We start from the raw sequence: 16,859 nt of genomic DNA on the forward strand, positions 1-16,859 counted from the left end.
GCAGTGTCCGACCGTGTGGTGCTGGATCTCGCCGCCGCCCATCCCGAGGCGACCGTGGTCCGCGACGCCCTGGCGGCCCGCGACTGGGGCGCCGTGCGGGCCGGGCTCGACGCGGCTCCTCCGGTGCTCCGCTCGATGCTGATCGACGACGCCGCCGAGCGCGACAACCTCGAGGAGTTCCTCCGGGAAGTGATCGCCGCCGACCCGGCCGACACCACGGCCGTGGCCCTGCTCGCGGCGCACCTGATCGGCGTGGGCGGGCACGACCGGCTGCGCAGGGCCGAGCTCGTGCTGCTCGACGGGGTGGCGCGCAACCCGGCCGACCCGGCCCTCTGGGTGGCCCGGCTGACCTCGGCCCGCGGCCTCTCGCTGGATCTGGCCGAGGTCGACCGGCGTTACGCCAGGCTGGCCGAGATCGACCCGCACCACCTGCCCGGGCAGGACGCCTACCTCCAGCGGCTCTGTCCCAAGGGGGGCGGCGACTGGGACCGGCTGCACGGCTGGTGCCGCGCGGCCATGCTGGCCGCGCCGCCCGCGGCGGTGCAGGCGCGGCTGGTCGTCGACGGGCACCTCGAGCACTGGCTCGGGGACGGCCGAAGCCGGATCTACCTGAGCCGCAAGCCGGTCCGCGTGGAGCTCTACGAGGCGGCGCGCCGCTCGATCTGGCATCCCGGCTTCCGCAAGGTTCCCGGCTGGGTCGGCCTGGCGAGCAGCTTCGCGATGGCGTTCAGCCTGCTGGACGACCGGCCCGCGGCCGCACGCGTCTTCGACCTGCTGGGCGACCTGAGCTCGAAGTGGCCCTGGACGTATCTGGGCGGCACGGACCCGGCCGCCACGATCGTCGAGCAGCGGAAGATCGCTTACAAGTACGCGGAGATCGACCGATGATCGAACGGCACACGGTCGACGGCGTGCCGGCCCTGCTGGCCCCACCCACCGGCCCGACCCGGGCCGGGCTCGCCTTCCGGGTCGGCCAAGTCGACGAGCCGTTGGCCCGCCGTGGCATCACCCGCCTCGCCGCGCACGACGGCGCCGTCGGGCCCGAGTTCACCTCCTTCCACGTGCAGGGTGACGAGTCGGCGACCGCCGCCTTCCTCACCGGCGTCTGCGCGTCGCTGCGCGAGCCGCCGACGGACCGACTCGCCGCCCTCGCCGCCCTCGCCACTGTCGATCCGCTCCGGGCCGAGCCGCTGTGGCGCAGGCGGCACGGCGCGCGCGACTACGGCCTGGCCGCCTACCCGGAATGGGGTTTGCCGGCGATCACCGAGGACGACCTGCGGGAGTGGGTGGGACGCTGGTTCACCCGGGAGAACGCGGTGCTCTGGGTGGCCGGCGACCGGATACCCGCCGGCCTGCGGCTCGACCTCCCGTCCGGGATCCGGCACGACCCGCCGGCACCCTCGTCGGCATTATCGGTCACGCCGGCGTTCTTTTCGGCCGGGCCGGACCTGATCGGGTGGAGCGCCGTGGCGCCCCGGTCGGCCGCCACCTCGGTCTTCGCCGCGCTGCTGGAGCGGATGATGTCCCGCGATCCGCGGGTCGACCAGCAGCCCCTCGGTGCGGACACGATGCTGGTCAGCGCGATCGCCGACGCGTTGCCGGGCGCGCTGATCGACCTGCTCGCCACTCTCCGGGTCGGCCGGGTCGACGAGGCCGACCTGACCGCGGTGGTCGCCGAGCGGATCGAGGCGCTCCGGCACGCCGAGGAGACCACCGACCGCCTGCGCGCGCAGGCTTTCCGGCTCCTGCTCGGCCGCGAGGTCGAGCAGCTCGAGGACGAGATCGCACGACTGCGCGCGGTGACCGTCGCGGACGTGGCCGAGGTGGCCACCGCGGCCTGGCGGACCGTCCTGCTGATGTCACCCACGCCGGCCGACTGGGCAGGCTTCGCCGCCGCCCCGACCTACTCGGCGTCGGCGGTGCCCGGAACGACCTATCGGTCGTTAGAGGACGAAAACCGCCGGCTCATCGTGGGCGAGGAGGGCGTCAGCACCGTCGATGCCGAAAACCTTGCGACCGTACGCGCGGCCGACTGCGTCCTGATGCGCTCCTGGCCGGACGGCGCCCGCCACCTGCTCGGCCCCGACGGCATCGACATCCGGGTGGAGCCGACCCTGTTCGCGAACGGCCCGGCAGCGGTGGCCGCGATCGACGCGCTGATCGCCCCCGGGATCCGCGTCGACCAGCCGGCCCGCGACACGGCGCAGATCCCTCGGCCCCGCGCCCGGGCGCGCGGTGGCCCGGCCTGGTGGCGGGAGCTGGCGCAGGGGTGGCGCCGGGCGCACTGGCGGCTGCGGTGGTCGTTCGCCGGCGCCCTGATCGGTGCGGTCGGCTTCACGGTGGTCGCCGGGCAGGCCGCGATCGAGTCGGCACGGACCAGCGATGCCCTCTACACCCTGGCCGTTGCGGTGCTCTGCGTCGGCGTCTTCGGCCGTGCCGCCTGGAAGCGAGCGGCGCTCCTGCGGGCGACGTAAGCCCTTGAGCCGGCGGCTTGCCGCTCACGTTGGTGGACATGGTGTGGCGGACGCCGGGCAGGCTCTCCAAGGTCTCGGCTGCGGAACTGACCCGCGACTCCGATTTCCTTACCGTCCGGTGACGGAGTCGTCGGGTGGGGGGTTGGCGGAGCACGATGAGGGGGTGAATCTTTCGGTGCGCGCCGGGGTCGCCGGTGTGGTGGCGGCCGGCCTGGCGGTGGGGGTCGCCGAGGTGGTGGCGGTCTGGACCGGGCCGTTGTCGGCGCCGTTGCTTGCGGTTGGTGGCGTGGTGGTGGACAACGTGCCGCCGGGGGTCAAGGACTTCGGGGTGCAGGTCTTCGGGGTGCATGACAAGACCGCGCTGATCACCGGTACGGCGATTCTGCTGGCGGCGTACGCGTTCGGGCTCGGCGTGGTGGCGGTGCGGTCCTGGCGGCTGGCGCTGGTGGGGATCGGGCTGTTCGCGGCGGTCGGCGTGGCGTCGGCGCTGACCCGGCACGACGCGGGGGTCGCGGCGGCGCTGCCGACGCTGGTCGGGGCCGGGCTGGCGGTCTGGGCGCTGCGCTATCTGCTCGACCTGGCGGGCGCCGAGCTCGCGACGACCGCGCCGGCCCGGGAGAAGGCGCTGGTCGGGGCCGGTGGGGGACGGGTGACCGCGGGTGCGCGGGCGGGCGGCGGTTCGGGCGGGAGCGTGACCACGCAGGACAGCCCGGCGGCGGGCGACGGCCCGGACCACGACGGAGCCGTCGCCTCGAACCAGGGGACTCGTGCCCAACCGTACGATGTAGGGAATGGGGGAAGCCGGCGGCGCTTCCTCCAAGCGCTGGGGATCACGGCCGGCGTCTCGATTCTCGCCGGATTCGGTGGACGGCTGCTCACCTCGCGGAAGGCCGTCACGGCGGCGCGCAAGGCGGTCGTGCTGCCGGCGGCCCGGCAGACGCCGCCGCCGCTGCCCGCGGGGGTGCAGGCGCCGGGGGCGACGCCTTACATTTCGGCGAACAAGGACTTCTACCGGATCGACACCTCGTTGTATCCGCCGCAGGTGGATCCCTCGACGTGGCAATTGCGGATCCACGGGATGGTGCGGAACCCGATCACGATCACCTGGGAGCAGTTGCTGCAGCGGCCGATGATCGAGCGGTACATCACGCTGACCTGCGTCTCCAACGAGGTGGGCGGGGATCTGATCGGGAACGCGCTGTGGCTGGGCACGCCGATCAAGGAACTGCTGGACGAGGCGGATCCGCTGCCGGGCGCCGATCAGGTGGTCCAGCGGTCGGTGGACGGGTGGACCTGCGGCAGTCCGACGGCGGCGCTGCGGGACGGGCGGGACGCGCTGCTCGCGGTGGGCATGAACGGCGAGGCGCTCCCTGTCCAGCACGGCTTCCCGGTGCGTATGGTGGTGCCAGGCCTGTATGGGTACGTGAGCGCATGCAAGTGGATCGCCGAGATCGAGTTGTCGCGCTTCGAGGACTTCGACGCGTACTGGGTACCGCGCGGCTGGTCGCAGCAGGCGCCGATCAAGACCGAGTCGCGGATCGACACGCCGCGCGACGGGGCGCAACGGGATCCGGGCACGATCGTGGTGGCCGGGGTGGCCTGGGCGCAGCACCGGGGGATCAGCAAGGTCGAGGTGCAGATCGATCAGGAGCCGTGGGCGGTGGCGACGCTCGCCGAGACGGTCTCCAGCGACACCTGGCGGCAGTGGAGTTACCCCTGGCAGGCGACCAAGGGAGAGCACACGATCCGGGTACGCGCGACCGACAACACCGGTCAGACGCAGACCAGTACCCCCGCCGACCCGGCCCCGAACGGCGCCACCGGATGGCACTCCGTGCAGGTCACTGTCGGATAAAACGCCTTCAGTCCGGTTAAGGGCGGCGGCGGGGTGGTTGGACGGGGCATTGGTCTGCCGACGCACTACCGGTCCGACTTGCGCGCGCAAGTCGCTCATACGGTGGCTTGCATGTCCACCGATGCGGTTGTTGAAGAACCGTCGAACAACGGAACCCGGCCCCCTGCCGGGAGCCGGGTCGTGGGGATCGTGCCCCGCGGCGGGCGGTCTCAGGCCGCCGGGGCCTGCCGCTGTGCCGGCACGGCAGACTTGTGGGGCCGTCCCAGGCGCGCCTCGAGCCGAACAAGGTCGACCCGTCCGTGATGGCGGTCGGCGAGGTCCTCCCAGCCGACCGCGAGCAGCCGCAGCCGCTCCGCTTCGCTGAAACCTCCCCAGACCCCGTACGGCTCGCGCACCGCGAGCGCATGCGCGGCGCATTCCGCCCGGACCGGGCACGCGCGGCACATGGTCTTGGCCTTCGCCTCGCGGCGGTTGCGGGACGATCCGCGTTCGCCGTCCGGGTGGAAGAACTGCGAACTGTCACGGCCCCGGCAGAGCCCGAGGCGCTGCCAGTCCCACAGATCGGCGATGGGCCCGGGCAGTCGGCGAACGTTCGACATCTAACACCCTCCTCGCTCATGAGGGGCCTTGCTCAGGCCTGGCCGGGTGTTACCCCGGTGATCCCCGGCTCACACCCCGATCTTCGATGTCTTCATGAACCGCATGACATCGACCGAGCAACTCATACCGATCTTTCCCATTTTTTCCATCTAAAGCGCGTAATGCTGCGGCCCTCGCGTGATCTCCTCTGAGAGAGAAGGAGGATCACTGTGCGTACCGTCCTCGTGTGCGTCCGTACCCCGCTGGCGGCCCAGACCGTCGCGTCCACCGCGGCCCGGCTCGGCATGACCGGCGTCGTCCGGACCGCGGTCAGCGAGACCGAGGCCATGATCCGACTGGCTGAACGGCCGGCCGAAGTGGTCCTCGCCGACACCGCCGTGACTCGTCCCGACAGCGTCGGCTTCACCCGGCGCGTCCTCGCCCGCGCTCCCCAGGCGCAGGTGGTGCTCTTCGGCGCCGAAGACCCGCGGGTGGCCGCGGCGGCGGTCGCGGCCGGCGCCCGTGGCGTCATCCGCGGCGTCGAGCACGACCTGGTCAGCGTCGTCGCCAAGGCGCTGCTGCTCCTCCTGCTGCCGGTCCGGCCGCAGGGCCTGCCGATCAACGGAAACGCGCAGCCGGCGGGGGTCGTCGGCGGCGCGCGGAACAACAACTCCGCCGCGGCCCGCGCCTACCAGAACGGCATCAGCGTGGGCGCGCCGAACGCCGCGGCCGTGCCGGCCATGCTGCCCAGCTCACCGATGGTGCCGTCGCAGCGCGGCGACGCCCCGATCGACCCGGCCACCGGCCGGCCGATGGTCGCCTGGCCCGGCAACGAGGCCGGGGTCGGCGTGGCCGAGGCCCAGCCGACCGGGCGGCGGCTCACGCTGACCGAGCGTGAGCTTCAGGTGCTGCGCGGAATGGCGGACGGCAAGAGCAACGCCGAGATCGGCCGCGAATTGTTCGTCTCGGAGGACACCGTCAAGACCCACGCCCGCCGCTTGTTCCGCAAGCTCGGGGCGCGCGACCGGGCGCATGCCGTCGCGGCCGGCTTCCGGGCCGGTCTGGTGGCCTGACTTTGGTGAGGGGACCTACGACTCGTCGTCGGTCCCCTCAGTGAGGGTGTCGTGCACGCCGTCGGCGTAGCCTCGCGCATATTCCCAGGTCACGTAGTGATCGGGGTCGGGGTCGTAGGCCGGCTCGTGCACCCGGGGGCGGCCGCTCTCGAGCAGGTGACGCAGGTTGCCACGGAGCAGGTCCCAGTCGAAGTAGTGCGGCTCGTGGCAATCCTCGCACTCGATGACCAGCCCACGGATGCCGGTGGGACTCAACAGCGCCTGGTAGATCTCCAGGTCGGAGAGGTCCTCGAGGACATCCTGCCGCTCGGCCTCGGTCAGCGGCTCGGCCTCGGCGTCGTCGCCGATGTCCTCGAGACCGGCGGCCGGGTCGGTCGGGTCACCGTTGAACGGGTCAATGGGCTCATCCTGCACCCCCTTACCGTACTCACCTCGGGCGGATGTGTGCTGGCCCGCACGTCCTGTCCGTCGCACGAGAGCGCACCGGCCGGATGGGTACGATGAACCATCCGTCTTCCGGCAGTTAGGGATGCTCCGTGGAAAGCGACTCGGCCCGTACGGTTCCACTCGGTCTGACCTTCGATGACGTGCTGCTCCAGCCCGGCGAATCGGACATCGTGCCGAGCCGGGTCAACACCGACACCCGCCTCACCCGGAACATCGGTTTGACCATCCCGGTGCTGTCCGCCGCGATGGACACGGTGACCGAGGCGCGGATGGCGATCGCGATGGCCCGCGAGGGCGGCATCGGTGTGCTGCACCGCAATCTGTCGGCGGAAGATCAGGCCGCCCAGGTCGATCTCGTGAAGCGGTCCGAGTCCGGCATGATCACCAACCCGGTCACCTGCAGCCCCGAGGACACCCTGCGCGAGGTCGACGCGCTCTGCGCCCGCTACCGCATCTCCGGCGTCCCGGTGGTCGACGGCGAGGGCACCCTGGTCGGCATCGTGACCAACCGCGACATGCGCTTCGTCACCGACCACGGGGTCAAGGTGCGCGAGGTGATGACCAGGTCGCCGCTGTTCACCGCCCCGGTCGGGGTCAGCAAGGACGACGCGCTCGCCCTGCTCCAGCGGCACAAGGTGGAGAAGCTGCCGCTGGTCGACGAGAGCGGGCGGCTCCGTGGCCTGATCACGGTGAAGGACTTCACCAAGTCCGAGCAGTATCCGCTGGCCACCAAGGACGAGCAGGGCCGGCTGCGGGTCGCGGCCGCGATCGGCGTCGGCGACGAGTCGTACAAGCGGGCCCGCGGCCTGATCGACGCCGGCGTCGACGTGATCATTGTGGACACGTCGCACGGCCACCAGCGCCAGGTGCTCGACATGATCGCCCGCCTGAAGCGGGAGACCGCGACCGACATCGTCGGCGGCAACGTGGCCACCTTCGCGGGCGCCAGGGCGATGGTCGAGGCCGGGGCCGACGCGGTGAAGGTCGGCGTGGGCCCGGGCGCCATCTGCACCACGCGCATCGTCGCCGGCGTCGGCGTACCGCAGATCACCGCGGTGATGGAGGCGGCCCGTGCCTGCCGCCCGGCCGGCGTCCCGGTGATCGCCGACGGCGGCATCCAGTACTCCGGCGACATCGCCAAGGCGATCGTGGCCGGCGCCGAGACGGTGATGCTGGGCGGCCTGCTGGCCGGCTCGGAGGAGAGCCCGGGCGACCTGATCTTCGTGAACGGCAAGCAGTACAAGTCGTACCGGGGGATGGGCTCGCTGGGCGCGATGCAGAGCCGTGGCCAGGCAAAGTCGTACTCGAAGGACCGCTACTTCCAGCACGACGTGCCGGAGGAGAAGCTGGTGCCCGAGGGCGTCGAGGGTCAGGTGCCGTACCGCGGTCCGCTGTCCCGGGTGGTCGCCCAGCTGGTCGGCGGCCTGCGGCTGGCGATGGGCTACTCCGGTGCCGAGACCATTCCGGACTTGCAGGAGCGTGGGCAGCTCATCAGGATTACCGCTGCCGGTCTGAAGGAGAGCCACCCGCACGACATCCAGATGACCGTCGAGGCTCCGAATTATCACTCCCGCTAAAGAGGGCTGAAGAAGATGCGTGACGTCGTGGAGATCGGCCTCGGTAAGACCGCCCAGCGCGGCTACCACCTGGACGACATCGCCATCGTCCCGAGCCGGCGCACCCGCGACGTGGACGACGTGTCCACCGAGTGGCGCGTCGACGCGTACCCCTTCAAGATTCCCTGCGTCGCGCATCCGTCCGATGCCACCATGAGCCCACAGTCGGCGATCGCCCTGGGCCGCCTCGGCGGCCTGGGCGTGCTCAACGCCGAGGGCCTGTGGACGCGGTACGAGGACCCCACCAAGATCCTGGAGGAGCTGGCGTCGCTCGGTGAGGACGCCGACGCCACCAAGCGCCTGCAGGAGGTGTACGCCGAGCCGATCAAGCCGGAGCTGATCGCCGAGCGGGTCAAGACGATCCGGGAGGCCGGCGTGACGGTCGCCGTCCGGGTGTCGCCGCAGCACACGCTGACGCTCGCCCCGGTGGTGCTGGACGCCGGCGTCGACCTGCTGGTCATCCAGGGCACGCTGGTCAGCGCCGAGCACGTCTCGACGACCGACGAGCCGCTGAACCTCAAGGAGTTCATCGCCGACCTCGACCTGCCGGTGATCGTCGGCGGCTGCACCGACTACAAGACGGCGCTGCATCTGATGCGCACCGGCGCGGCCGGCGTGATCGTGGGTGTCGGCGCCGACGAGTGGTCGACCACCGACACGGTGCTGGGCATCCGGGTGCCGATGGCCACCGCGATCGCCGACGCCGCGGCCGCCCGCCGCGACTACCTGGACGAGACCGGCGGCCGCTACGTTCACCTGATCGCGGACGGCGGGATCAGCACATCGGGTGACATCGCGAAGGCGATCGGCTGCGGCGCCGACGCGGTGATGCTCGGCGAGCCGCTGTCGCTGGCCGAGGGCGCGCCGGCCGGGGGTGCCTGGTGGCACTCGTCGGCGAGCCACCCGTCGCTGCCGCGCGGGGGCTTCTGCATCGCCGGCGAGCCGGACGGCACGCTGGAGGAGTTGCTGTTCGGCCCGGCCGACCGGCCCGACGGGCAGCTCAACCTGTTCGGCGGGCTGCGGCGGGCGATGGCGAAATGCGGGTACCGGGACGTCAAGGAGTTCCAGAAGGTCGCGCTTGTTCTCGACAAGTAGGGCGGGTCTTCTGCTCCTCGCGGTGCTGCTGGGCGGGTGTTCGTCATCGGCCCCGTCCGGCAGCCCTGATTTTCGCCCGGGCGCGCCCGGCGCCGGCGACCCGTATTTCCCCACCTACGGCAACGGTGGCTACGACGTCTCCGGATATGACGTTAATGTCCGGTATGACCCGGCGACGAAGACCCTGCGTGGCACCGCCACGATCACCGCGACGGCTACGCAGGATTTGTCCAAATTTGACCTCGACCTGGCGCGCCTTGCCGCCTCGAAGGTCACTGTGGACGGCGCTGCGGCCACCTCCTCCGCCAACGGCAACGAGCTCGTGATCACCCCGGCGACCGGCATCCGGATAAATAGGAAATTTACCATTATTGTCGACTACAGTGGCAGCCCGGGGCAACTGGCGAACAAGACCCTGGGTGACGGCGGCTGGCTGAACACTACCGACGGCGCCCTCGCCCTCGGCCAGCCAGAATCGGCCAGCACCTGGTTCCCGGTCAACGACCACCCCTCGGACAAGGCAACCTTCCAGCTCGAGATGACCGTCCCCGACGGCCTGTCCGTGCTCAGCATCGGTGTGCCCGGCCCGAAGACCACCGCCGGCGGCTGGACCACCTGGCGCTGGACCGAGAACTCGCCGCTGGCCAGCTACCTGTCCACTGTGATCATCGGGAAGTACCGGGTCACCACGACCACCCACGACGGCAAGCCGATGATCACCGCGGTGCCCGACTCGTTGCCCGCCGACGGGCCGGCCGCGAAGTCGCTGGCCCGGACGGGGGAGATCGCCGACTTCCTGGCCACCCAGTTCGGTCCGTACCCGTTCGACGCGTACGGCGGAATCGTGGTGAACGACGACCGGATCCGGTACGCGCTGGAGACGCAGTCCCGCCCCACGTACAGCGCATCGTTCTTCGCCACCGACCCGAACCCGGTGGTGATCGCGCACGAGCTCGCCCACCAGTGGTTCGGCGACAGCGTCGCCCTCGAACGCTGGCAGGACATCTGGCTCAACGAGGGCTTCGCCACCTACGCCGAGTGGCTGTGGCAGCAGCACGCGGGCACCGACACGATGGCGTCGATCTTCGACCGGACGTACCGCGGCTTCGACTGGAACCAGACGCCCGGCGACCCCGGCGTCGAGCACCTGTTCGGCGACGCTGTCTACGACCGCGGCGGAATGACCGTGTATGCACTACGCGAGACGATCGGCGACGCCGCCTTCGCGACGCTGCTCACCACCTGGACCAGCACGTACAAGGATCGCAACGCGGACACCGCCGAGCTGATCAAGATGGCCGAGCAGGTGTCCGGCAAGGACCTCGGCGCCTTCTTTCAAAGCTGGCTGTATGGCAAGACCGCCCCGCCGCGCCCCTGAGGGCTACTTGTTGACCAGATCCGGGTGCTTCGCCAGATAGGGGGCGATCTGGTCCTTGGCGACCGCGGTCAGGAAGCCCTTGCCCTCCGCGGTCAGCGCCTCGCCCTTGTACGAGCCGCCGCTGCCCACGCCGTTGCCCGGCAGGCCGACCAGCGTCAGGGCGCTCGGCTGGAGGTTCCGCAGGGCGTACGCGTACTCGAGCGGCGTCCGCCCGCCCACGTAGACCAGCATCTGGCCGAGCGCCGTGATCACGTTCTGCAGCTTCTGCGGGTCGGCGGCGAGCCCCTGGTCGAGCGCCTTGCCGAGGATCGTGCGGACGATCTGCCGCTGGTGGCGGGTGCGGTCGTAGTCGCCGTTGGGCAGCCCGTACCGCTGCCGCGCGTAGTCGATCGCCTGCCAGCCCACGAAGTGCCGCTTGCCGGGCAGGTAGACCGCCTGCGGCCCGGAGTAGTCCCCGCCGCCGGGCACGAGCGGGCGGAACGTCCCGTCCGGCTCGCGGTGGTGCGACTTGACCTTCTCGTCGACCACCATGTCGATGCCGCCGAGCTGGTCGACCAGGTTCTCCAGGCCGCCGAAGTTGAGGATCGCGCCCGCCTGGAACTGCTTGATCCCGGTGTAGGCGCTGATCGTGCGGGTGAGCAGCTCGTACCCCTGCGGGACGTTGGTCTTCTTGCTGCCCGGCACCCGTGACCCGCGGCTCATCGCCTCGGTCAGCTTGTACGTGCCGCCGCCGAACCCGGCCTTCGCGAACGCCGGCATGGTGACCCGCAGGTCGCGCGGCAGCGAATAGAGGTACGCCTTCCGCAGCCCGGCCTCGACGTGCAGCAGCATGATCGTGTCGGAGTGCGGCTCCCAGTCCGGAATGGTCACCCGGGTGTCCACACCGAGCAGCACGAGGTCGAGCGGCCCCTGAATGTCGGCCCCGGCCGAGGGGGCCGGCGAGGTGGACGGCGTCGAAGCTGTCACCGCCGACGATGAAGCCGTCTTTTGCGGGTTATTTCCGGACTTATGGGTAACCGCTAACGCGATGCCGCCCCCGCCCAGCAGCACAACCGCCAGGGCGCCGACGATCCACCACAGTAACTTTCGGTTCCGCACGTCGGAACAATGAACCAAGAGCCGCTCAGGGGCAACCCGGCCCCCGAGGTTGCCGACGGTAAACTCGCCGGGTGAGCACCCCGCGTCCCGTCCTCGTCGTCGACTTCGGCGCCCAGTACGCCCAGCTGATCGCCCGCCGCGTCCGCGAGGCGCGGGTCTACTCCGAGATCGTGCCGCACTCGATGCCGGTCGCCGAGATGCTCGCCAAGGACCCCGCCGCGATCATCCTGTCCGGCGGCCCGTCCAGCGTCTACGAGGCCGGCGCCCCGTCGCTCGACCCGGCGCTGTTCGACAACGAGGTGCCGGTCTTCGGCATCTGCTACGGCTTCCAGGCGATGGCCCAGGCGCTGGGCGGCACGGTCGCGCACACCGGCGCCCGGGAGTACGGCCGCACCCTGCTCACCGCCCAGGGCGGCACCCTGCTGCGCGACCTGCCGGCCGGCCTCCCGGTCTGGATGAGCCACGGCGACAGCGTCGCGGTCGCCCCCGACGGCTTCGCGGTCACCGCCTCGAGCCCCGGCGCGCCGGTCGCCGCCTTCGAAGACCTCACCGCCAAGCGGGCCGGCGTGCAGTTCCACCCCGAGGTGGCGCACACCGAGCGGGGCCAGGAAATGCTCAGGCGCTTCCTGTACGACATCGCCGGCATCCAGCCCACCTGGACCGCCAGCAACATCATCGACGACCAGGTGGCCGCGATCCGTGCGCAGGTCGGCGACAAGCAGGTGCTCTGCGCGCTCTCCGGCGGGGTCGACTCGGCGGTCGCCGCAGCGCTCGTCCACAAGGCCATCGGCGACCAGCTGACCTGTGTCTTCGTCGACCACGGCCTGCTGCGCGCGGGCGAGGCCGAGCAGGTCGAGAAGGACTACGTGGCCGCCACCGGCATCCGGCTCAAGGTCGTCGACGCCGCCGACGTCTTCCTCGGCCACCTGGCCGGCGTGACCGATCCCGAGCAGAAGCGCAAAATCATCGGCCGCGAGTTCATCCGCACCTTCGAGGCCGCGGCCCGCGAGTTGGATGCCGAGCGGCACATCGAGTTCCTGGTGCAGGGCACGCTCTATCCGGATGTGGTGGAGTCCGGCGGCGGCACCGGCACCGCCAACATCAAGTCCCACCACAACGTCGGCGGCCTCCCCGACGACCTGCAGTTCGCGCTGATCGAGCCGCTGCGCACGCTCTTCAAGGACGAGGTGCGCGCCCTCGGCAAGGAGTTGGGCCTCCCCGACGAGATGGTCCACCGGCACCCGTTCCCGGGTCCCGGCCTGGCGATCCGCATCATCGGCGCGGTCGACCGCGACCGCCTCGAGATCCTCCGCGCCGCCGACCTGATCGCCCGCGAGGAGCTGACCGCGTCGGGCCTCGACCGCGAGGTGTGGCAGTTCCCGGTGGTCCTGCTGGCCGACGTCCGCAGCGTCGGCGTCCAGGGCGACGGCCGCACCTACGGCCACCCGGTCGTCCTGCGCCCGGTCTCCAGCGAGGATGCGATGACCGCCGACTGGTCCCGCCTCCCGTACGACGTGATCGCCCGCATCTCCACCCGCATCACCAACGAGGTCCGCGAAGTCAACCGCGTAGTCCTCGACGTCACGAGCAAGCCCCCCGGCACCATCGAGTGGGAGTAGCCCCGGTCAGGCGGTCGGCCGGCCCCAGGTGGGGTCTGACGGGTCGCGCCAGGAGGGGGTGGGGGCGATAGGGCGGTCCTCCGGGATGAGGAACCAGCAGAGTGGGTAGGCGAGGAGTGCGGCGCCCCAGGTGACGGCGGCGAAGATGATGAAGGCGACCCGGATCAGCACCGGGTCGACCCCGAAATACCGCCCGATGCCGCTGCAGACGCCGGCGACAATCCGGTCGTCGAGGGGGCGGAGGAGGCGGCGGTACGGTGCGTCAGTCATGCCACCATGCTCGCCCTCGGCGGTACCCGACGACCTCGGTGACAGCCCCGAGAACGACCCTGAAATCCGGCCCTAACAAGATCGGAAATTCCCGACACGACGGGTGCTTTTTTGACGACGCAGAGTGATCAGCAAGCTCGCTACCTGCTATTACGCAGGACGTTCACGCTGTCAGGAATCCGACAGACGTTTTTCGGACGCAACATATTACGGGCAGAATTGCCGCCCGTGACCCCCGCACTGGAACCACTCCGGCGAATCGCCGCGTACGCCGTCGCCACCGACGACGACGGTCGTGTGCTGCTCGTCCGAGCCTCGAGCCGCTCCGGCACCCCCGGCGTCTGGTCGCTCCCCGGCGGCGCAGTCGATCACGGTGAAGATCCCAACCACACGGTCGTCCGCGAGACCGCGGCCGAGACCGGCCTCTCCGTCGCCGTCACCGGGCTGCGCGACGTCCTGGCCGACATGCGGTCCCTGCCCCATCGCGGCGTCACCATCCACACCGACCGCCTCATCTACACCGTCTCGATCCGCGGCGGCACGCTGGTCGACCGGGTCGGGCACCCCACCGACCTGGCCCGCTGGCACACCCCGGCCGAGGCGGCCGAGCTGAAGCTCCGCCAGTTCACCGCGGCCGCGCTGGGCCTCGATGCGGCGAGCGCCGACCTGCGGCCGGAGGAGGCGCCCGACTTCCCGTCGTTCTACGCCTACCCCGGCCCGGACGGCTTGCACCGGGCGCAGCGCTTCGCGGCGTACGCGATCGCCACCGACGCCGACCAGACCAGCCTCCTGCTGACCCGGATCGCCCCCGGCTACCCGGGCGCGGGCTGCTGGCACCTGCCCGGCGGCGGCACCGACTACGGCGAGCAGCCGGGCAGCGCGCTGATCCGCGAGCTGGTCGAGGAGACCGGCCAGCAGGGCCGGCTGATCGAGCTGCTCGGCGTGGCCAGCCACCGGGACGCGGCCTCGCTGGGCCCGGAGGGCTACCCGATCGACTGGCACGGCGTCCGCGCCTTCTACCGGGTGATCGTCGACGACCCGACCGAGGTGACCATCCACGACGTGGGCGGCTCGACCTCGGAGGCGCGCTGGATGTCGCTCTCCGACGTGCGCCGCCTCGGCGACGACCAGCTGACCGAGGTGACCGCCGAGGCCCTGGCAAAAGCCCGACTAACCTAGGCCCTGTGTTGAATCGGCAGACGACACCTGGACCCCGCCTCGCTCCGGCCCCCCATCCAACACAGGACCTGGTCGAGTGAAGATCAGGCGAGTCGGCGCGTACGGAATCTGTCGTGACCAGGGCGGACGGGTCCTGCTCGCGCGGAATTCACCCGCCAGCGAGTTCCCCGGCCTATGGACGCTGCCCGGCGGCGGCGTGGAGCACGGCGAGCACCCGGACGACGCGGTGGTGCGCGAGTTCGCCGAGGAGACCGGCTTCATGGTGCGCCGCGAGGGCCTGCGCGCGGTGACCGCCGACCTCGCCATGCTGCCCGGCGGCGACCTCGAGCACACCGACCGGATCATCTACGACGTCTCGGCGGTCGGCGGCAACCTGCGCGCCGAGACGGATGGCACGACCGACCTGGTCGACTGGGCCGGCCCGGCCGAGCTGGCCGATTGGCCGCTGATGCCGTTCACCGCCGCCCAGCTCGGGCTTTCCCCCGATTTGCCAGAAATTTCCGATAAAAACCAGGAAATCTTCCGGCCGCAGCGGGTGCAGCGCTTCGGGGCGTACGCCGCCGCGACCGACCCGGACGGGCGAATTCTGCTCGCCAAGATCTCCGAGGGGTACCCCGGCGCCGGCCGCTGGCACCTGCCCGGCGGCGGCACCGACCACGGCGAGACCCCCGAGCAGGCGCTGGCCCGCGAGCTGTACGAGGAGACGTCGCAACACGGCCGGGTGACCGGCCTGCTGGGCATCTCGCATCGCTACGACCCGGCGGCCGTGGGACCGGAGGGCCGGCCGATGGATTGGCACGTCATCCGGGTCCTGTTCCGGGTTCGGGTGGACGAGCCCGGGGAACCCTCCGTGACCGAGGACGCGGGTGGGTCGACCGCCGAGGCGGCCTGGTTCCCCCGGGCGGCGATCGACAAGATCGACCTGACCGAATTGGCCCGCGAAGCCGTAGACCGAATCGACCAGGAACCCAGGAGTTAAAATCCATACAGGGGGTGGGTGGAATGATCCGCTCCCCGGCGAGCGCTCGTACCAAGGGCTGCCGGCCGATCTCTCGCCAGGGTCGTCCGGCTGTGCGATGGTGTAACCCCCGCAAAATCCGACCATCGGATGCGGCGGGTCAGGGGGCCACTACCCACCGCAAAAGTGCTGGTGGGCATACCGATCCCATGGAGGAAACACGTGCCGAGTACCCCTTGGCGCCGGCGTCGTACGACGGATAGTCCCCGTCCCGCCGGTCGCCGTTGGGCAGGCCGTTTACGCCGCGGCGGCACCCTCGCCCGGCAGGCCCTGCTGGTGCGGGTGGGCCGCCGTTCCGGAGGAGACTCCGGGCGCGCCGCCACCGCCACCCGGGCCGAGGTGATCTACACCGGGCCGGAGCTCGTCGAGCCCTTCCCGGTCGTGTCCTACCCGGCGCTTGCCGACATGCCCGTCCCGGTCGAGCCCGGCGAGCCGGTCGCGACCACCGTACCGCTGCTGCCCGGCGAGCAGAGCGCGGCCCGCAAGCTGCGCTTCGCCCTGGTCAACGGCTGCACCCTGGCCAGCCTGACGCTGGGCCTGCTGGCCATCTTCCTGGCCATGCAGGGCGACGTGAAGCAGGCGGCCGGCTGCCTGGTGGCCTGCGTGGCCTTCGACGGGCTGGATGGCGCGCTGGCCCGCAAGCTGGGCGTGGCGAGCCCGTTCGGCGCCCAGATGGACTCGCTGGCCGACATGTGCTCGTTCGGCCTGGCCGCCCCGGTCGTGGTCTACGCGTCGCTGGCGCACACCGTGCCCACCGCCGCGGCGGCCGTGGCCTGCGTGCTGGTGGCCGGTTGCGCGGCGATCCGGCTGGCCCGCTTCAACGTCTCGCCGAAGGACGGCAAGTTCTTCTGCGGCGTCCCCACCACGATGGCGGCCGCGGTGCTGGCCGTGACGGTGCTGATCGACCTGCCGCTGCCCGGCCCGGTGCTGCTCGGCGGCGTCGCGGTGCTGGCCTTCGCGATGGTCTCCAGCTTCCCGTATGCGAAGCTCGCCCGCCTGGTGAAGCTGCCGCCGTGGCTCTGGCTGCTCCCCGCGGTCGGCGCCCTGGTCGACCCGCGGCTCACCTTCGCGGCCGTGGTGATGGCGTACCTGGTCAGCGGCCCGGTGATGTGGGCCCGCGCCAAGCGCGTCTGATCTGACAACGCAAAGGGGCCGCTC

15 protein-coding genes are annotated in these 16,859 nt (G+C 71.1%); 11 read left to right on the forward strand and 4 right to left on the reverse strand.

The features are described 5' to 3' along the window. The first annotated feature begins 3 nt into the window (after positions 1–3). From IH26_RS0113855 to IH26_RS0113865, 3 genes are all read left to right on the forward strand, one after another. Positions 4–888 (forward strand): hypothetical protein, encoded by an 885-nt coding sequence (locus IH26_RS0113855; protein WP_034215037.1) that lies wholly within the window; start codon positions 4–6, stop codon positions 886–888. Continuing rightward, positions 885–2,474 (forward strand): peptidase M16 family protein, encoded by a 1,590-nt coding sequence (locus IH26_RS0113860; protein WP_030436575.1) that lies wholly within the window; start codon positions 885–887, stop codon positions 2,472–2,474. The genes IH26_RS0113855 and IH26_RS0113860 overlap by 4 nt, the downstream gene beginning before the upstream one ends. Before the next feature lie 256 nt (positions 2,475–2,730). Continuing rightward, positions 2,731–4,329 (forward strand): molybdopterin-dependent oxidoreductase, encoded by a 1,599-nt coding sequence (locus tag IH26_RS0113865; protein ID WP_425394379.1) that lies wholly within the window; start codon positions 2,731–2,733, stop codon positions 4,327–4,329. A 209-nt stretch (positions 4,330–4,538) separates the two neighbouring features. On the opposite strand, the gene IH26_RS0113870 is transcribed toward IH26_RS0113865, so the two are convergent. Continuing rightward, entirely contained in the window at positions 4,539–4,928 is a 390-nt protein-coding gene (locus IH26_RS0113870; RefSeq protein ID WP_030436577.1) for a WhiB family transcriptional regulator, read from the reverse strand. 210 nt (positions 4,929–5,138) lie between these two features. On the opposite strand from IH26_RS0113870, the gene IH26_RS0113875 reads away from it, so the two are divergent. Further along, entirely contained in the window at positions 5,139–5,981 is an 843-nt protein-coding gene (locus IH26_RS0113875; RefSeq protein ID WP_030436578.1) for a response regulator transcription factor, read from the forward strand. Between the two features lie 15 nt (positions 5,982–5,996). Here IH26_RS0113875 and IH26_RS0113880 read toward each other — a convergent pair whose 3' ends face one another. Continuing rightward, the gene (locus IH26_RS0113880) at positions 5,997–6,395 is read right to left on the reverse strand and encodes a DUF5319 domain-containing protein (RefSeq protein ID WP_030436579.1); all 399 of its coding nucleotides are present in this window, start codon (positions 6,393–6,395) and stop codon (positions 5,997–5,999) included. Positions 6,396–6,517: 122 nt separating this feature from the next. Between IH26_RS0113880 and guaB the strand changes: the two genes are divergently transcribed. Genes guaB through IH26_RS0113895 form a run of 3 tightly spaced genes read left to right on the forward strand, consistent with a single transcriptional unit; the run spans position 6,518 to position 10,517 of the window. Next, entirely contained in the window at positions 6,518–8,005 is a 1,488-nt protein-coding gene (gene guaB, locus IH26_RS0113885) for an IMP dehydrogenase (RefSeq protein ID WP_030436580.1), read from the forward strand. A gap of 15 nt (positions 8,006–8,020) precedes the next feature. After that, a complete protein-coding gene (locus IH26_RS0113890; RefSeq protein WP_030436581.1) occupies positions 8,021–9,139 on the forward strand; it encodes a GuaB3 family IMP dehydrogenase-related protein in 1,119 nt (372 codons plus the stop codon). Beyond that, positions 9,123–10,517 (forward strand): M1 family metallopeptidase, encoded by a 1,395-nt coding sequence (locus tag IH26_RS0113895; RefSeq protein ID WP_030436582.1) that lies wholly within the window; start codon positions 9,123–9,125, stop codon positions 10,515–10,517. The genes IH26_RS0113890 and IH26_RS0113895 overlap by 17 nt, the downstream gene beginning before the upstream one ends. 3 nt (positions 10,518–10,520) lie before the next feature. On the opposite strand, the gene IH26_RS0113900 is transcribed toward IH26_RS0113895, so the two are convergent. Then, on the reverse strand, positions 10,521–11,483 hold the full coding sequence (locus tag IH26_RS0113900; protein WP_245665168.1) for an LCP family protein: 963 nt from the start codon (positions 11,481–11,483) through the stop codon (positions 10,521–10,523). 203 nt (positions 11,484–11,686) lie between these two features. Between IH26_RS0113900 and guaA the strand changes: the two genes are divergently transcribed. Further along, positions 11,687–13,234 (forward strand): glutamine-hydrolyzing GMP synthase, encoded by a 1,548-nt coding sequence (gene guaA, locus IH26_RS0113905; protein WP_030436584.1) that lies wholly within the window; start codon positions 11,687–11,689, stop codon positions 13,232–13,234. Between the two features lie 6 nt (positions 13,235–13,240). Here guaA and IH26_RS0113910 read toward each other — a convergent pair whose 3' ends face one another. Continuing rightward, positions 13,241–13,504 carry a PspC domain-containing protein gene (locus IH26_RS0113910; RefSeq protein ID WP_030436585.1) on the reverse strand — a complete coding sequence of 88 codons (264 nt, stop codon included), beginning with the start codon at positions 13,502–13,504 and terminating at the stop codon, positions 13,241–13,243. Positions 13,505–13,732: 228 nt separating this feature from the next. Between IH26_RS0113910 and IH26_RS0113915 the strand changes: the two genes are divergently transcribed. From IH26_RS0113915 to IH26_RS0113925, 3 genes are all read left to right on the forward strand, one after another. After that, complete coding sequence (locus IH26_RS0113915) at positions 13,733–14,683, forward strand: NUDIX hydrolase (protein ID WP_030436586.1); 951 nt, start codon at positions 13,733–13,735, stop codon at positions 14,681–14,683. 76 nt (positions 14,684–14,759) lie between these two features. After that, a complete protein-coding gene (locus IH26_RS0113920; protein ID WP_030436587.1) occupies positions 14,760–15,662 on the forward strand; it encodes an NUDIX hydrolase in 903 nt (300 codons plus the stop codon). Between the two features lie 321 nt (positions 15,663–15,983). Further along, a complete protein-coding gene (locus tag IH26_RS0113925; protein ID WP_211268640.1) occupies positions 15,984–16,835 on the forward strand; it encodes a CDP-alcohol phosphatidyltransferase family protein in 852 nt (283 codons plus the stop codon). The last annotated feature ends 24 nt before the right edge of the window (positions 16,836–16,859 follow it).

Source organism: Actinoplanes subtropicus (assembly GCF_000721705.1).
GTDB lineage: Bacteria > Actinomycetota > Actinomycetes > Mycobacteriales > Micromonosporaceae > Actinoplanes > Actinoplanes subtropicus.